This is a genomic window from Halomonas sp. Bachu 37 (genome assembly GCF_039691755.1).
Taxonomy (GTDB): domain Bacteria; phylum Pseudomonadota; class Gammaproteobacteria; order Pseudomonadales; family Halomonadaceae; genus Vreelandella; species Vreelandella kashgarensis.
In genome coordinates, this window is sequence record NZ_CP137552.1 from 2,038,942 (window position 1) to 2,055,072 (window position 16,131).

The 16,131-nt window shown below is 61.5% G+C and carries 14 protein-coding genes and 1 pseudogene; 8 read left to right on the forward strand and 7 right to left on the reverse strand.

What is annotated here, in order from left to right:
• Positions 1–135 precede the first annotated feature (135 nt).
• Positions 136–882: a sulfite exporter TauE/SafE family protein gene (locus R5M92_RS09320; protein ID WP_346795651.1), complete on the forward strand. Its 747-nt coding sequence runs from the start codon at positions 136–138 to the stop codon at positions 880–882.
• Between the two features lie 47 nt (positions 883–929).
• Here R5M92_RS09320 and lhgO read toward each other — a convergent pair whose 3' ends face one another.
• The gene (lhgO, locus tag R5M92_RS09325; protein WP_346795652.1) at positions 930–2,126 is read right to left on the reverse strand and encodes an L-2-hydroxyglutarate oxidase; all 1,197 of its coding nucleotides are present in this window, start codon (positions 2,124–2,126) and stop codon (positions 930–932) included.
• A gap of 92 nt (positions 2,127–2,218) precedes the next feature.
• Here lhgO and csiR point away from each other — a divergent pair, with 92 nt between their 5' ends.
• The 5 genes from csiR to R5M92_RS09350 all read left to right on the forward strand — a co-directional run bounded on the left by csiR (position 2,219) and on the right by R5M92_RS09350 (position 7,665).
• Positions 2,219–2,908, forward strand: a complete 690-nt coding sequence (gene csiR / locus R5M92_RS09330) for a DNA-binding transcriptional regulator CsiR (RefSeq protein ID WP_346795653.1) — start codon at positions 2,219–2,221, stop codon at positions 2,906–2,908.
• 92 nt (positions 2,909–3,000) lie between these two features.
• Complete coding sequence (locus R5M92_RS09335; protein ID WP_346795654.1) at positions 3,001–4,179, forward strand: acyl-CoA dehydrogenase; 1,179 nt, start codon at positions 3,001–3,003, stop codon at positions 4,177–4,179.
• A gap of 14 nt (positions 4,180–4,193) precedes the next feature.
• Complete coding sequence (locus tag R5M92_RS09340) at positions 4,194–5,423, forward strand: CaiB/BaiF CoA-transferase family protein (RefSeq protein ID WP_346795655.1); 1,230 nt, start codon at positions 4,194–4,196, stop codon at positions 5,421–5,423.
• Positions 5,424–5,657: 234 nt separating this feature from the next.
• On the forward strand, positions 5,658–6,932 hold the full coding sequence (gene gabT, locus R5M92_RS09345; RefSeq protein ID WP_346795657.1) for a 4-aminobutyrate--2-oxoglutarate transaminase: 1,275 nt from the start codon (positions 5,658–5,660) through the stop codon (positions 6,930–6,932).
• A 250-nt stretch (positions 6,933–7,182) separates the two neighbouring features.
• Positions 7,183–7,665, forward strand: coding sequence for a hypothetical protein (locus R5M92_RS09350; RefSeq protein ID WP_346795658.1), 483 nt, complete (start codon positions 7,183–7,185; stop codon positions 7,663–7,665).
• Here the strand turns inward: R5M92_RS09350 and R5M92_RS09355 are convergent.
• From R5M92_RS09355 to R5M92_RS09375, 5 genes and pseudogenes are all read right to left on the reverse strand, one after another.
• Positions 7,618–8,759 (reverse strand): annotated as a pseudogene (locus R5M92_RS09355) (IS3 family transposase). The gene R5M92_RS09350 and the pseudogene R5M92_RS09355 sit on opposite strands and share 48 nt — an antisense overlap.
• 338 nt (positions 8,760–9,097) lie before the next feature.
• A complete protein-coding gene (locus R5M92_RS09360; protein WP_346795659.1) occupies positions 9,098–9,352 on the reverse strand; it encodes a thiamine-binding protein in 255 nt (84 codons plus the stop codon).
• A gap of 47 nt (positions 9,353–9,399) precedes the next feature.
• A complete protein-coding gene (locus R5M92_RS09365) occupies positions 9,400–10,209 on the reverse strand; it encodes an alpha/beta hydrolase (RefSeq protein ID WP_346795660.1) in 810 nt (269 codons plus the stop codon).
• A gap of 231 nt (positions 10,210–10,440) precedes the next feature.
• The gene (dinB, locus tag R5M92_RS09370; RefSeq protein WP_417339147.1) at positions 10,441–11,436 is read right to left on the reverse strand and encodes a DNA polymerase IV; all 996 of its coding nucleotides are present in this window, start codon (positions 11,434–11,436) and stop codon (positions 10,441–10,443) included.
• Positions 11,437–11,650: 214 nt separating this feature from the next.
• Positions 11,651–13,150: a protein adenylyltransferase SelO gene (locus tag R5M92_RS09375; RefSeq protein ID WP_346795662.1), complete on the reverse strand. Its 1,500-nt coding sequence runs from the start codon at positions 13,148–13,150 to the stop codon at positions 11,651–11,653.
• 152 nt (positions 13,151–13,302) lie between these two features.
• Here R5M92_RS09375 and R5M92_RS09380 point away from each other — a divergent pair, with 152 nt between their 5' ends.
• Positions 13,303–13,836, forward strand: coding sequence for a DNA-3-methyladenine glycosylase (locus tag R5M92_RS09380; protein ID WP_346799324.1), 534 nt, complete (start codon positions 13,303–13,305; stop codon positions 13,834–13,836).
• Positions 13,837–13,850: 14 nt separating this feature from the next.
• Here the strand turns inward: R5M92_RS09380 and R5M92_RS09385 are convergent, their stop codons facing one another.
• Positions 13,851–14,708 (reverse strand): NAD-dependent protein deacetylase, encoded by an 858-nt coding sequence (locus tag R5M92_RS09385; RefSeq protein WP_346799326.1) that lies wholly within the window; start codon positions 14,706–14,708, stop codon positions 13,851–13,853.
• A 239-nt stretch (positions 14,709–14,947) separates the two neighbouring features.
• On the opposite strand from R5M92_RS09385, the gene R5M92_RS09390 reads away from it, so the two are divergent.
• A complete protein-coding gene (locus R5M92_RS09390) occupies positions 14,948–16,105 on the forward strand; it encodes an FAD-dependent monooxygenase (protein WP_346795663.1) in 1,158 nt (385 codons plus the stop codon).
• Positions 16,106–16,131: the final 26 nt, after the last annotated feature.

Genomic DNA, 16,131 nt, shown 5'->3' on the forward strand with positions numbered 1-16,131 from the left:
CCAACGCCCGGCATGGAGCGACAACAAGACGGCAAACGCTCTATGATTAGCGCTCACCGAATTACACAGCCCAGGAGAGGCCATGTATTTGCGGAAAAGGTATTTGTGGAAAAGGCATTTGCGGAAAAACGACTTATGACGGCATTGGAAGCGTTTGCCCTGGTGGGGTTCGGTATCGTCGCGGGTTTCATCAACGTTCTTTCCGCCGGCGGCTCGATGCTGACTCTGCCGCTGCTGATGTTCCTCGGCCTGCCCACCCAGGTGGCCAACGGCACCAACCGCGTCGCCATCGTGCTGCAGAGTGTTTCGGCGGTTGCCAATTTCCTGCGTGCCGGCGCGTCGTACATCGGCTTGAGTCTGCGTCTTTCGATTCCTGCCGTGATCGGCTCTTTGGTCGGGGCGTGGCTTGCCATGCAGGTCAGCGACGCCCTGTTCGAGGCGATCCTGATCGCGGTGATGGCGGGGTCGGCGGTGATGATGCTGCTGCCCCAGCCGACACTCGACACCCGCCCGCTTACCCCGGAGCGGCTGACCCTGCCGATTTACGCGGCAATGTTCCTGATCGGCCTCTACGGCGGTTTCATTCAGGTCGGCGTGGGCCTGCTGTTCATCGTCGTGCTGCACCGTATGCTCAAGATCGATCTGGCTCAGGTGAACGTATTCAAGGTGTTCATCATCCTGATCTACTGCCTGCCGGCCCTGGCGCTGTTCATGTGGTTCGACCAGATACGCTGGAATTACGGCCTGCTGCTGGCGCTGGGCAGCATGACCGGGGCGTGGCTGGCGGTGAAGGTGAACATGAGCCCGCGTGGGGCAATATGGATCAAGCGCTTTACCCTCGCCGTCATCGTTGCGATCCTGCTGCGTCTGCTGTTGGGCTAGACAATTTATGTTCAGCTAGCAAGTTGCTCGGTTAGACCCTAGCTCGGCTAGGCCTCGACCAGAGCCTTCACCTGCTCGACGATATGCGCGCCAATGGGCAGTGCCGAGGTGGCCGCTGGCGACGGCGCATTGCCCACGTTCACGCTGCGCCGGGTGTTGACGAAGAGGAAATCATCGACCAGCTTGCCGTCCCAGGAAACCGCCTGGGCGCGCACTCCCGCCGGGTAAGGCGTCAAGTCACTCTCGTTCAGGCTGGGGCAGTATTTCTGCACCAGCGCCAGGTAGCCGCGCTTGTAAAAGGAGTTCTTCATCTCCGTGAGCCCCGGCTTCAAGTGCTTGCCCAGCACCTTCAAGATGCCGGGATGGCTGAGCATCTGGCCCATGTCGCGCAGCGATACATCCTGTTTCCGATAGCCTTCACGCTTCAATGCCAGCACCGCATTCGGCCCCACGGTGACCGACCCGTCGATCATGCGGGTCAAATGAACGCCCAGAAAGGGCATGGCAGGGTCGGGGATGGGATAGATCAGATGGTTCACGATCCGGTCGTGCCGCTCGGAAAGCCGGTAGTACTCGCCGCGAAACGGACAAATGGTGAAGCCCGGGTCCTTGCCCAGCAGGCGGATCACGCGGTCGGCCATGAGTCCCGAGCAGGAAACCAGATAGCGGCTGGTGAAGGTATCGTCCGAAGTGGTGACGACCAGCTCCTCGCGGCGCTCCTCCAGCGCGGTGACTTCGGCACCATAGCGAATCTCGCCGCCCAGACGGGTAAACTCCGCCGCCATGGCGCGGGTGACCGCGGCGTAGTCGACGATCCCGCTGGAGGGCACGAAGATTCCCGCCACGCCGGTGATGTTGGGTTCGCGCTCGCGCAGCTCGCCGGCCTCCAGCCACTGCCGCTCCAGCCCGTTGGTCGCGGTGCGCTCCCACAGCGCCTCCATGCGCTGCCTTTCAAGCGCGCTGGTCGCCACCAGCAGCTTGCCGCAGATGTCGTAGTCGACGTTGTGCCGCTCGCAGAATTCACGTGTCGCGCGGTTACCTTCCAGGCAGAACCTGGCTTTCAGGCTCCCCGGGGTGTAGTACACCCCGGCATGAATGACACCGCTGTTGTGACCGGTCTGGTGCCGGGCGGGACCGCTCTCCTTCTCGACAACCAGCAGGCGCTTGTCGGGATAAGCCTGTTGCAGCTGCATCGCCGTCGACATGCCGAGGATGCCGCCGCCAATAATGATGAAATCCCACATCAATGTCGTACCTATGCCAAATTGTTACTATTTATTGATAATAGCCGCTAATTTCCCATCTTAAATGTTATTCATTCAGGAGCCGCCTTGTTATGGAGACAGATGCGCCGCGTCAGAATCTAGCCATCAGCGCTTATCGCCAACTCAAGCATGACATCATTCGCGGCCGCTACGCTCCTGAGGAGAAGCTGTTGATGAGCCGCCTGAAAGAGCGCTACGGCGCCAGCACCGGGCCGCTACGCGAAGCGCTCTCGCAGCTGGTGGCCGACCGGCTGGTGGTCGCCATCAGCCAGCGCGGCTATCGCGTGGCGCCGATGTCGCTGGCGGAGCTCAACGACATCTACGATGCCCGCGCCCAGCTCGAGGGGCTGATCCTGCGCCTTGCCATCGAGCGCGGCGACGACGACTGGGAGGCCGCGGTACTGGCCACTGCACACCGGCTGGCCAAGGTCACCGACATCAATACCCCCGATGACCTGCTCGACATTTGGGATCGGCGTCACAAGGCATTTCACACGGCCATCGCCAGCGGCTGCAACTCACCTCACCTGCTGCAGATGCGCAATACCCTGTTCGATCAGGTCGAACGTTATCGCCATCTGTGGCTGCAGGAAACCGTGATGTCGCCCCAGGCGCTGGAGCGCAAGCGCCAGGAACACGCCGCGCTGGTAGATGTCATCCTGGCTCGGGATACCGCTCAGGCCGCTACCTTGATGCGTGACCACCTGATGACGCCGGTGCCGATCATTACCCGTGTACTCGAAGAGCGCGACATAAGCTAAATCTGCATTTTAAAAAAATGTAGATATTTTTAAACAACGGCGATACATTGACCCCATTGTTTGCCACCTGCACCTAATCCGAGGACCAAACCATGACACGTTTCAATTGGGACGACCCGCTGCTGCTGGAACAACAGCTCACCGACGAAGAGCGCCAGATTCGCGACGCCGCCCATGACTACTGCCAGGAAAACCTGCAGCCGCGAGTATTGACCGCCTTTCGTGAAGAGCGCTTCGACCGCGAGATCATGAGCGAGATGGGCGAGCTCGGCCTGCTCGGCGCCACCGTTTCCCCCGAGTACGGCGGTGCGGGCGTCAACCACGTCTCCTACGGCCTGATCGCCCGGGAAGTCGAGCGGGTCGATTCCGGCTATCGTTCGGCTATGAGCGTGCAGTCGTCCTTGGTCATGTATCCCATCGAGGCCTACGGTTCCGAAGAGCAGAAGCACAAGTACCTGCCCAAGCTTGCCAGCGGAGAAATGGTCGGCTGCTTCGGCTTGACCGAACCGGACCACGGCTCCGACCCCGGTTCGATGGTGACTCGTGCCGAGAAAGTCGACGGCGGCTACCGCCTGACCGGCGCCAAGATGTGGATCACCAACAGCCCCATCGCCGATATCGCCGTGGTATGGGCGAAATCCGCAGCCCACGACAATCAGATCAAGGGCTTCATCGTCGAGCGCGGTACCGAAGGGTTCTCCACGCCCAAGATCGAAGGCAAGGTGTCGCTGCGTGCGTCCATCACCGGTGAGATCGTGCTGGATAACGCCTTCGTTCCCGAAGAGAACCTGCTGCCCAATGTCGCCGGGCTCAAGGGGCCGTTCGGCTGCTTGAACAAGGCCCGCTACGGCATTGCCTGGGGCGTCATGGGTACGGCGGAATTCTGCTGGCACGCCGCACGCCAGTACACCCTCGACCGCAAGCAGTTCGGCCGCCCGCTGGCCGCCAACCAGTTGATCCAGAAGAAACTGGCCGACATGCAGACCGAGATCACCCTGGGCCTGCAAGCCGCGTTGCAAGTGGGCCGGTTGATGGACAGCGACAACTGGGCGCCGGAAATGGTCTCGCTGATCAAGCGCAACAACTGCGGCAAGGCCCTGGATATCGCCCGTCAGTCCCGCGACATGCACGGCGGCAACGGTGTGTCCGACGAGTACGGCGTGATTCGTCACATGGTCAACCTGGAGTCGGTGAATACCTACGAAGGCACTCACGACGTCCACGCCTTGATCCTGGGCCGTACCCAGACCGGCATCCAGGCGTTCTTCTGAGCGGGAGCGAACCGATGAGCGAGCAGCCAGCCGATACCTCACCCCAGCCGCTGGCCGGGGTCAAGGTCCTCGATCTGTCCCGCGTGCTGGCCGGCCCCTGGTGCGGCCAGCTACTGGCCGACCTGGGAGCGGACGTAATCAAGGTGGAACGCCCCGGCAACGGTGACGACACTCGCCATTGGGGGCCTCCCTGGCTTGGCGACACCCGCGAGTCGGCCTACTACCTGTGTGCCAACCGCGGCAAGCGCTCGGTCACCGTGGACATGGCCAAGCCGGAAGGCCAGACCCTGATCAAGCGACTGGCGGCGGAGTCCGATGTGCTGTTGGAGAACTTCAAGGTCGGCGGCCTGGCGAAATACGGCCTCGATTACGCCAGCCTCAAGCAGGATAACCCGCGGCTGATCTACTGCTCGATCACCGGTTTCGGTCAGGAGAGTCCCTATGCTCACCGCGCCGGTTACGATTTCATGATCCAGGCCATGGGCGGCATCATGAGCCTGACCGGCCGCCCCGACTTTGAGCCCGGCGGCGGGCCGGTCAAGAGTGGCGTGGCCTTCACCGACATCTTCACCGGCCTGTATGCCGCCAATGCCGTAATGGCCGCGCTCTATGCCCGCGAACGAAGCGGTGAAGGTACGCATATCGACATGGCGTTGATGGACGTCCAGGTAGGAGTTCTCGCCAACCAGGCCTTGAACTACCTGACATCGGGCAAGGTGCCGCAGCGGCTGGGTAACGCCCATCCCAACATCGTGCCCTACCAGGCGTTCGCCACGGCGGATGGTCACATGATCGTGGCCGTGGGCAACGACGAGCAGTTCAAGCGGCTCTGCGCCGTCCTGCGCCTGGACGAGCTAGCCGGGGATGCCCGTTTCGCTACCAACGGTGCCCGAGTGGCCCATCGCGACTTGCTGGTAGCGCAACTCGGCGCCGCCCTGGTGCAGCGGACCACCGACCATTGGCTGGCGGCGCTTGAAGCGGTAGGCGTGCCCAGCGGGCCTATCAACACGCTGGACCGCGTCTTCGACGATCCCCACGTCAAGGCACGCGGTCTCAAGCAGACGCTGGAGCATTCGCAAGCCGGCCAGGTGGACCTGGTCGCCAACCCGATTCGCTTCAACGGCCAGTCCGCCACGGCTACCACGGCACCGCCCCAGCTGGGCGAGCATACCGACACCGTACTCGGCGAGCTCGGTGTGAGCCCGGAAACCCTGGCCCAGCTGCGCCGGGATCGTGTGATCTAGGCGTTTTGCTAGCGCCTGCCATTCAATCACCACCCCCCTGGATCAACGAGGCTGCCATCCGGCGGCCTTGTTGCGTTGTAGCCATTCATTGGCCAGATTCTTTGCGGTAAACGAAATCATCGCGCTGAAACTGACCGTACCCAGGATTCATTTGTCAGGCGAATTCGACTACCGTCTTGATAGGCCCTCCCGATAGGTCCACCTCCGGTTCCGTTATTACGCAGGAGTGATCCGATGAACAACGCCCAACTCAACGAACTGAAAAAACGGTATGTCGCCAACGGTGCCGCCAGCCCCGCGACCCAGTTCGCCGACCGCGCCGAAAACGCCGAACTGTGGGATGCTGACGGCAACCGCTTCATCGATTTCGCCGGTGGCATCGGTGTGCTCAATATCGGCCACCGACACCCCAAGGTCGTCGAAGCGGTCAAGGCCCAGCTGGACAAGGTCATGCACACCTGCCAGACCGTGATGCCTTATGAAGGCTACGTGAAAGTGGCGGAACAGCTTAGCCGGATCACCCCGGTGCGCGGCAACGCCAAGGTCATGCTCGCCAATTCCGGTGCCGAAGCGCTGGAAAACGCGGTCAAGATCGCCCGCGCCGCCACCGGCAAGACCAACGTGATCTGTTTCGACGGCGGCTACCACGGGCGCACCTTCATGACCATGGCGATGAACGGCAAGGTCAACCCCTACCAGACCGACTTCGGCCCCATGCCGGGGACGGTGTTCCGCGCCCCCTACCCGGTGCCGTATCACGGTGTCAGCGAGGAGGAAGCGCTGCGTGGCCTGAAAATGACCCTGCGCACCGACGCCAACCCCAAGGATACCGCCGCGATCATTCTGGAACCCGTGCTCGGCGAAGGCGGCTTCTATCCCGCCTCGCCGTCGTTTCTCGAGGCGATCCGCGAGTTGTGCGACGAGCACGGCATGCTGATGATCATCGACGAGGTGCAAAGCGGTTTCGGCCGTACCGGCAAGATGTTCGCCATCGAACACAGCGGTGTCGAGCCAGACATCATCACCATGGCCAAGAGCATGGCCGACGGCATGCCCATCTCGGCGATCGTGGGCACCGACAAGCACATGGATGCTTCCGGCCCCAACTCGCTGGGCGGAACCTACACCGGCAGCCCCACCGCCTGCGCCGCTGCCCTGGCGGTCCTGGAGGTTTTCGAAGAGGAGAACATACTCGAGCAGAGCCAAGCGCTGGGCGACAAGCTGGCCTCACGATTCACCCAGTGGCAGGAGAGCTACGACTGTATCGATAACGCGCGCAACATGGGTGCCATGGCGGCTTTCGACCTGGTATCCGACAAGTCCTGCCATACGCCCGATGCAGACCTTGCCGGTGCGCTATGCAAGAAAGCGCGGGAAAACGGCCTGATCCTGCTATCGTGTGGCATGTACGGCAATACCATTCGCTTTTTGATGCCCGTCACCATCGAAGACAAGGTGCTCGAGGAAGGGTTCGAGATCATCGAGAATTGCCTGAATCAGCTAGTCTAGTCTGCCTTGCCGTAAAGTGCCGAACCGGCCACCGCCACCTTATCTGAACTCGGCGGCATGGCCGGTTTTTCATTGCCCGCCAGGAGACTCCAGAAGCGATAAAAAAGGGATGAGAAACACCCATTAAATTAACCAGAAAAATGATCCTACTCCACCAAACAAAAAACCTAAAATCGCCCCAGCCAGACAGGCCGAGCCAATAAAGAAATAACTTGGCCTATATCAATTCAGGTTTGTGGAGGAATCGCCCATGCTCGCGATTGCAGCAAAAGAAAGTATCTTTTCGTCTATAAAAAACTTCTCCAGCATGAGTGCGTTTAAACCTGACTCCCCTATAAATAGCTGCGACGAGGCGGTTAACACCTGCTTGCCCGAAGAGCAGTTTCTCTTGATTCAGGACCACGAAATACAGGCGAAGTACCGTTACCGTGGGCTGGAGTTGAGTTTTCTTACCTTCAGCCCGGTCATTAGCCGTTTGATGGCGGTTCTGGGTATCGAAGCGGAGCAATCGCTTTCCCGCCTGGCGGAGGTTGCCAGGCAACTTGATCTCAAGGTGGAGAAAAAAGAGGCTGATTCCCATGGCGTAATACCCGCCGAACTACACAGCCAGCATTTCTTTATCGTCGATGAAACCATTGCACTACGGGCTTTATATTGTTCTGGTCAAGTCAGAGCGGACACATTTTCAAGCCGCAGCCGCCAGTTCGATCTCCCTCGGCGTCTGATAGCCTAGGGTCGAGTGAAGCCGGCAACTGTTGTACTCCATCTCGATGTAGTCGATTACATCCCGCCGTGCCGCCTGTCGGCTCGCATACCGCTGGTCAGCCAACCACTCGCTTTTCAGTGAGCCAAAAAAGCGCTCCATGACGGCATTATCCCAGCAGTTCCCCTTGCGGCTCATCGAGGCCTGGAACCCATGCCGAACAAGCGTGCCGCGGTACTCATGCGACGCGTATTGGCTCCCGCGATCGCTATGATGAATCAACCCTCTACCGGGTTGCCGGCGGCCCACGCCCATCTCCAGGGCGTCCAGGACCAGTTGCGTGCGCATGTGCTCGGCCATCGCCCAGCCCACCAACTGCCGGTCGTGGAGGTCGAGCACCGCCGCCAGGTAGAGCCATCCTTCCAACGTCCAGATAGCCGTAATATCAGCCACCCAGGCCCGATTCGGTGCCGCCACCGTGAATTGGCGATTCAAGAGGTTGGGCGCCACCGGCAGGGTGTGCTGGGTATCGGTCGTATGACGCCAGCGTCGCCGCTGGCGTGCCTCTACACCGGCTTCCCGCATCAGGCTTCGGGCCTGGTAACGACCGACCTCATAGCCACGGCGTCGCAGTTCTTTGGCCATGCGGCGGCTGCCGTAGCTGCCGCGCTTCCGGCGATGGATCTCTCTGACCTCATGGAGCAGGGCCTGTCGATGGTCATCAGGGTCACGTCGTCGCCAGGCATAGAAACCGCTCCGGCTGACCCGCATGACCCGACACAACACGGCCACGGGGTAGGTGGCCTTCTCCGACTCGATGAACTGGTATCTCAGTTCGACTCTTTGGCGAAGAAGGCCGCCGCCTTTTTTAAAATATCCTTTTCAACCTGAAGCTTACGAACTTCTTCGCGGAGCTTCTTGATCTCGGCGTCGCGATCGTCCTCCTGCCGCCCCGGGGTGCCGGAGCCCTGCTGGCGGTGCTTGCGGCACCAGCGGTCCAGCACGCTGCGCTCCACGCCCAGGCGCCGGGCGGCCTCGGATACGGAATACCCCTGATCGCTCACCAGGCTCACTGCATCCGCCTTGAATTCATCGGAAAACCGACGTCGAGTCTTCTTGGTCATGAACACCTCCACTGCCTCCATTATGAGGCTTACCGGGGTGTCCGCTCTAATTGGACCACTTCAAACAATGCACTTACTTCAGCGCAACACTCTTTGAAGTTTCATGAGTTGTTATTAAAGACCTGTGCCACATTGGAGCTGCACAATTTCATCAAGCGCTCCATCAAACAGAAACGCAACACATGCCAGATCCTCGAAGAAATTAAGGATAGACTCTAGCTGTCGCAACTATACCTTATCGAAGCTGTACCTTATCGAAGCTGTAGCGCCGCTCCGTCATGCCCATCAACTGGACCATTGCCACGCTGGCCTCGCCCCTAGGCCAGCGCGGTGGCCGGTCAGGCGTCAGGACGCCTGTCGCCCTCGAGGATATTGGCGACGAAGACGGCCTTGCCGTACGTCTCGAACGACCACTTCATGACCTCCCCCAGCGCTGCCATGACGGCATCGACCTCCCCGAAGACCTGGGTGCTCATGCGGTTGGGGTAAACCTCCAGTTCACTTTGTCGTTGCAGACATTTCACTACTTCACGCACGGCAGGTTTGAAATCATCGCTCAAGGGGTAATAGCTGAGCTGGACGGAGAGATACATAGTCACACTCCTGATAGGCAATTAGCTGGCTCTGTGTCGCCACTCGGTCAATTGAATCGCCGCCACGTTTCCAGGATGGCGGCTCGAGTTTCCTGGGGCTGCTCCATGGGAAACATGTGGGTTCCCGGCACCATGCTGATTTCAAGCCCCCTTCGCCGCAGACGCTGGATGCGGCTCGGCGTCAGCAGGTGCGATTCGCTCCCCGCCACCACATGCAGGGGCACATTGACGCGCTGGGGCAGCCGCGACAGGTGATCCGGTAAATGACGGAATATCTCGACCTCGACCTGGGGGTCGAAGGTCAATTCCGCCCGACCGTCCTCGAGTACGCGGGTCCCTGCTTCAATGTAGTCGTGCAACGCTTCGGGGGTAAAGCGCCGAAACAGCCCCCGTCGCCCAAGGTATGTCGCCATCGCCTCGCGGCTGGGCCACAGCGTGCGCCGCCCTTGGGTCTTGCCCGCCGGCGTGACTCGGTCGATGAAGCCGAAACGCTTGGCGGCCTTCATCGCCCAGGCATCCGGCCCCAACATCAGCGGAGGGTCGAGCATGATCACACCGTGAAAGCGCTGCGGCTGCTTGTCCGCGGCCATGGCCATCAGCGTGCCGCCGAGCGAATGCCCCACACCCAGCAGCGGTTCATCCGTCTCGGGCAGGTGGGCCAGCAGCTCGTCGACCAGGTTGGTCCAGTTATGGTTGACGGGATAGTCCGGGTGATGGCCGAGCCGATCCACCGGATGAACATCGAAATGCTCGGCCAGCGGTGCCAGCAGGCTACGATAGCTTGAGCCGGGAAAGCCGTTGGCGTGAGCAAATACCAGACGGGGAAGCGTGGGCTTGTTCGAGGTGGACTCAGTCATGCCGGTCTCATTGTTAGCAGGAGAAGAATTACCTATCAAACTATCACACGTCTGTTTAATCAATGCCCGACACCATTGATGATTAACCTCAGCTTCCCCTCAGAAGAGGTCGGAACTCAATCCGTAGCGGGGGTTATTCGCCATGGATGGCGAATTTAGCGCCCACGGACGGGTTCATAGCGCCCCCGCATCGGATTGTTCCGACCTGAATGGCTAGCGACGCCAGGCGGGTCAGAACAGCGTGAGCTGCTGCTCCGACCCGGCATCCGCCAGGCGATACCCCACCCCCAGCAGCCGCACCGGCCTGGCGCCGCGCTGCCAGCCGATCTCCAAAAGCGTATCGAACTGCGCCTGGTCCGGCGCAGGGTCGGCTTGCTCCACCGTTGTCTGGGTAAAGTCGTTGAACTTCACCTTCACCACCGCCCCGCGAACCGCACGCGGCGGGTCCAGACGGGAATAGCGGCGTTCCAGGTCGGCCAGCAGCTCCGGCAAGCGCTCGCGACAGGCGGCCAGATGGGGCAAGTCTTCGGGATAGGTATGCTCGGTGCTCACCGATTTACGTTCACGTTGCAGGCGTACCGGCCGCTCGTCACGGCCCCAGCTGAGTTCGTGCAGGCGATGACCGAAGCGGCCGAAGCGCTCGACCAGCTGCGCCAGGGTCCAGGCGCGGACGTCGGCGCAGGTGACGATGCCCAGCTCAGCCAGCTTTTCCGCGGTACGCGGCCCCACCCCATTGATGCGCTTGACCGGTAGCTGTTTGACGAATGTCTCTACCTCGGCAGGGGTAATCACGAACATTCCGTTGGGCTTGTTCCAGTCGCTGGCGATCTTGGCCAGGAACTTGTTGGGCGCCACCCCGGCGGAGACAGTGATGCCTACACTCTCCTCCACCCGTTGGCGAATCGCCGCTGCGATACGTGTGGCGCTGCCTTGGCAAAGCTCGCTACCCGAGACATCGAGAAACGCCTCGTCCAGGGAGAGGGGCTCGATCACCTCGGTGACCTCGCGGTAGATGCCAAAAACCTGCCGCGCCACGGCCTTGTACTTCGCCATGTCGCCGCGCAGCAGGGTAAGGTGCGGGCACCGCTTGAACGCCTGGGCGGTAGACATCGCCGAATGAATACCGAACCGGCGGGCGGGATAATTGCAGGTCGAGATCACCCCGCGATGCTCGACGCTACCGCCGATCGCCAATGGAATGTCCCGCAGCGCGGGGTTGTCGCGCATCTCCACTGCGGCGAAGAAACAGTCGCAATCGCAGTGGATGATCTTGCGCTCCAGCCCCGGCGTTTTAACGTGGCCCCGAGTCACACGGCTTTCCGTAAACCGACCATAGAATATTCCGGCAATCCGTTAGTGATGGTGTATCGAATCAAGCTGTATATAAAAACCGCATATAAAAACTGTATATAAAAACAGAGGCCTTCAAGTTTAACATACTTCAGGTACCGCAAAAGGTACGCAGCACCTCCTGGCCAGGCTGCGCCGGCAGTGCCCACTCCCGCGCTTCGTCAGTGTCGTCGTAGGGCTTGACCAGCAATGACAAAAGCGTCCGAAACGGGGTGAAGTCGTTCTGCTCCACCGCCGCCGCGATCACCTCCTCGATACGGTGGTTGCGCGGGATCAGCATCGGATTGGCGCGGCGCATCCGGTCCAGGCGTGGGCCTTCCAGCACCCCGACCTCTGCGTGATAGGCTTCCCACCGCTCGAGCCAGACCGTCAGCGGCTCGGGCGCCTCGCCAAGCGCCAGGATATCCTCCCTGACTTGTGGGTAAGCCGGCGTATTCATCGCCGCCGCCAGCTGGTAAAGCCGATAGAAACTCAAGGTGAAGTCCATTCTTCCGGCTTTCATCACGGCCTGGAACTCGTCACCCAGCGCCCGGGTGGCGTCCGGTCTCGCCTCGTGATCCAGCCCCAGTTTGGTGGCCAAGACCGATAGCCATTGGGCCTCGAAATACGCCGAAAAAGCCTCGATCACTTCAGTGGCTCGTGCCACGGCCCGATCGCCGTCCTCGTCGATCAGCGGCAGCAGGGTTTCGGCCAGGCGTGCCAGGTTCCACTGCGCTATCGCCGGCTGGTTGGCGTAGGCGTAACGCCTGCCTTCGTCGATCGAGCTGAACACGGTATTGGGATGAAAGCGCTCCATGAACGCACAGGGGCCGTAATCGATGGTCTCGCCGGTGACGCTCATGTTGTCGGTGTTCATCACGCCATGAATGAAGCCCACGCCCATCCACCGCGCTACAAGATACGCCTGGCGCCGCACGATGGCATCGAGCAGGGCCAGGTAGCGTTCCTCGTCGGGCCGTTCGGCAAGTTCTGGGTAGTGGCGACCGATCACGTGATCGGCCAGTTCCTGCAGCGCCTCGATGTCGCCGCGCGCCGCCAGGTACTGGAAAGTCCCGATACGCACGTGACTTGACGCGACGCGGGTCAGGACCGCGCCGGGCTCGACAACGCGGCGGCGGACTCGCTCGCCGGTGGTCACGGCGGCCAGAGCGCGGGTGGTGGGAATATCCAGCGCCTGCATGGCTTCACTGACCAGATACTCGCGTAGTACCGGCCCCAGCGGGGCTCTGCCGTCGCCACCTCGTGAGAAGGGGGTGCGTCCGGCACCCTTGAGCTGCACATCCTGCAAGCGACCGTCCTGGTCGCGCACCTCGCCCAGCAACAGCGCCCTGCCGTCGCCGAGCTGGGGCACGAAATTGCCGAACTGGTGGCCGGCGTACGCCATGGCCAACGGCTTGGCGCCCGGCGGCACCTCGTTACCACTCAGCCACTGGGTCAAGTGGCTATCATCGGGCTGCTCCTGCATGCCCAACCGATGCGCCAGGGCGGTATTGAACGCCACCAGGCGTGGTTCAGCCACCGGCGTCGGCGAGCTATCCTTCCAGCACGCGGCCGGTAGCTCGCGGTAGTGATGGTCGAAGTTGAGCCACATGGCAATCTCCATTAATGTCTTGCGCTTGAAAACTAGACCCTCTACAGGGCCTACGACAAAGGAACGTCACCATTCATTCCCATTCGATTCTCGATTTCGCTCCCCTGCCACGTCATTTTTACGCCCGCAATACGCTAGAGGTAGCCCAGGATCTGCTCGGTTGCCATCTGGTGCGGGAGATGCCCAACGGCCAGCGGCTGGTGGGACGCATCGTGGAAGTGGAGGCCTACGTGGGCCCGCATGATACCGCCTGCCACGCGGCCAAGGGGCGAACGACACGCACCGAGGCGATGTTCGGCCCTCCCGGACACGCCTACGTGTATCTAATCTACGGTATCCACCATATGCTCAACGTCGTTACCCAGCGCGAAGGTTATCCCTGTGCGGTGTTGATTCGGGCCATGGAGCCAGTGCTGGGAGAGGCCCAGATGCGCCTGCTGCGTTCGGCGAAGGGCAAGCAATTGAGCAACGGTCCGGGAAAACTGGCCAAGGCCTTGGCAGTGGACAAGAGCCTATACGGGCACGACCTGACCCTGGGGGAAAAGCTCTGGGTATGCCCGCGCCGCCCGGGAGACACACCCCCGATCGCCACCGGACCCCGGGTCGGCATCGACTACGCCGAAACAGAACACCGCGACGCCCCCTGGCGACTATGGTTCGAAGGCAACCCCTGGGTGTCGCGCTAGGGTCTGTTGACGTTTCATCGTGAACCGCCAAGCCGAGCCAGCGTATCCTCCAGCACAGCGGTCAACGGAGCTGAGAGCTTGAGCGAGAGCAAGGGGTCGGCGCGGGTCACGCCCAGGTTGAGCGCAGCAACAGGCATGCCCCGTTCGTGGGCCTGGCGACACAGACGATACCCCGAGAACACCATCAGCGAGGTGCCAATTGCCAGTACCGCATCCGCCCGCGCCAGGCCCTCCTCCGCCTGCTGCCGGCGGATGGCAGGCACCACATCGCCGTAGAACACCACATCGGGCTTGAATATTCCGCCGCAGCGCTGGCAGTCATGTACCTTGAAATCAGCGAAGTCGGTTTCCAGATCCGCGTCGCCGTCCGGCGCATGCTGGGCCTTGAGCGAGGCAAAGGCTGGGTTCAAGCGAGCCAGCTGGTCGTGCAGAGCGTGGCGCATCATGCTGTAGCCGCACTGCATGCACTTGACCAGATCGGCACGCCCGTGCAGGTCGATTACCCGTCGCGATCCGGCGCGCTGGTGAAGGCGGTCGACGTTCTGGGTCACCAGGGTATCGACATGGCCGAGGGCTTCCAGTCTCGCCAGGGCGCGGTGGGCACCACCGACTTGCGCTTCGCGCAGCGCCTTGAAACCCACCAACGCCCGGGCCCAGTACCGGCGGCGCACCGCGAGAGAGCCCATGAAATCACCATGTTGCACCGGTGGAGGCCGCTTCCAACGGCCCGCGGCGTCGCGATAATCGGGAATGCCGCTATCGGTACTCACCCCGGCGCCAGTGATCACCAACAGCCTGGGATGGTCGCGCAGGAAATCCGCCAGCGCCAGACCCGCGGCGTCTATGCTATCGATGGTCTCGACACCAGGCAGGGTCGCGTTTGCGCGGCTGTCGCGATAATCGGGCTTGGCGGTAACAGGTGGCACGGCGTTTTCCTCCAGAACAGGCGGGTACGCTAGACTATGGTGATACAGGCCATGTTTATACAGACCAAGTTTGTACAGACTAGGTTTATACAGACCCTGTTTATACAGACTAGGTTTATACAGACCCTGTTTATACAGACCAGGTCGATAATAGTGGCAGCTACTATGCAGCAAGGAGCACATTCATGCAGGTCGATCACGATATTCTTATCATCGGGGGCGGCATGGTCGGTGCCGCGCTCGCGGCACGCCTCGCCAGCGCCGGACTCTCCATCGGCATGGTCGAACGCGGGGACAAGCCCACGGCACCCGAAGGGGATTACGACCTGCGCATCTCTTCGCTCAATGTTCGTTCACTGGAGCTGATCCAGGACGGTGGAACGCTGCTGCCCGAGGACCGCCTGTGTCCGTTTCGCCATATCGAAGTCTGGAGCCAGGGCGGCGGCGGCCACAGTCTGTTCTCCTCCGCCGATAGCGAGCTGGAACGCTTCGGTGTTTTCATCGAGAACCAGGCGTTGCAGCACGCCCTGTGGCAACGCCTCGAGACGCTTTCCAATGCCACTATCTACACCCACTGCTCCCCGGTAGCCACCTTGGCGGGTCGGGGTAGCCGCTTCGTGGAACTCGACGACGGCCGCTCGCTGAGTGCGCGCTTGGTGGTAGGAGCGGATGGAGCCCGCTCGCGGCTGCGCGAGCTTGTCGGCATCCCGGTGAGCACCTACGACTATCATCAGCGCGCCCTGATCATCAACGTGGAAACCGAGCTTCCCCAGCAGGATACCAGCTGGCAGTGCTTCACTCCCACGGGGCCGCTGGCCATGCTGCCTTTGCCGGGCCATCGCGCGTCGCTGGTGTGGTACGACGAGGAAGCCTCCGCCACCGTTCGCGAATCCCTCGATGATGATGCTCTGACCCAGGCCATCGAGCGCAGCTTTCCCGCTCGTCTGGGCGGGATCACGCGTATTACCGGGCGCGCCGGTTTCCCCATCAAGCGCCAGCATGCGCAACGCTATACCACCAATCGCCTGGTACTGATCGGCGATGCCGCCCATGTGGTGCATCCTCTGGCCGGCCAAGGGTTGAACCTGGGACTGCACGATGCCGCGAGCCTGGCGGATACGATCCTGCTGGGCGAGGACCCCGGCGACGCGCGGGACCTGCGCCGCTTCGCCCTGCAGCGCCGCCTGGCCAACCAGGCCATGCTCACCGCCACCGATGGCTTCCATCACCTGTTCACCGGCCCCGAGCCTCTGCGCCGCCTGGGGGACCTGGGCCTGCAGCTCAGCGAACACCTGCCGGCTGCCAAGCGCTGGATGATGCGCCAGGCCAGCGGCCTGAACTGAAACGGCAGGATTTCTCATAGCCGTGC

Bases quoted from the DNA above. Each gene is read 5' to 3' on its own strand.
- R5M92_RS09375 (WP_346795662.1), bottom strand. From the start codon at position 13,150: ATGTGGCTCAACTTCGACCATCACTACCGCGAGCTACCGGCCGCGTGC.
- R5M92_RS09335 (WP_346795654.1), top strand. From the start codon at position 3,001: ATGACACGTTTCAATTGGGACGACCCGCTGCTGCTGGAACAACAGCTC.
- csiR (WP_346795653.1), top strand. From the start codon at position 2,219: ATGGAGACAGATGCGCCGCGTCAGAATCTAGCCATCAGCGCTTATCGC.
- dinB (WP_417339147.1), bottom strand. From the start codon at position 11,436: ATGCGCGACAACCCCGCGCTGCGGGACATTCCATTGGCGATCGGCGGT.
- R5M92_RS09365 (WP_346795660.1), bottom strand. From the start codon at position 10,209: ATGACTGAGTCCACCTCGAACAAGCCCACGCTTCCCCGTCTGGTATTT.
- R5M92_RS09390 (WP_346795663.1), top strand. From the start codon at position 14,948: ATGCAGGTCGATCACGATATTCTTATCATCGGGGGCGGCATGGTCGGT.
- R5M92_RS09360 (WP_346795659.1), bottom strand. From the start codon at position 9,352: ATGTATCTCTCCGTCCAGCTCAGCTATTACCCCTTGAGCGATGATTTC.
- gabT (WP_346795657.1), top strand. From the start codon at position 5,658: ATGAACAACGCCCAACTCAACGAACTGAAAAAACGGTATGTCGCCAAC.
- R5M92_RS09340 (WP_346795655.1), top strand. From the start codon at position 4,194: ATGAGCGAGCAGCCAGCCGATACCTCACCCCAGCCGCTGGCCGGGGTC.
- lhgO (WP_346795652.1), bottom strand. From the start codon at position 2,126: ATGTGGGATTTCATCATTATTGGCGGCGGCATCCTCGGCATGTCGACG.
- R5M92_RS09320 (WP_346795651.1), top strand. From the start codon at position 136: ATGACGGCATTGGAAGCGTTTGCCCTGGTGGGGTTCGGTATCGTCGCG.
- R5M92_RS09350 (WP_346795658.1), top strand. From the start codon at position 7,183: ATGCTCGCGATTGCAGCAAAAGAAAGTATCTTTTCGTCTATAAAAAAC.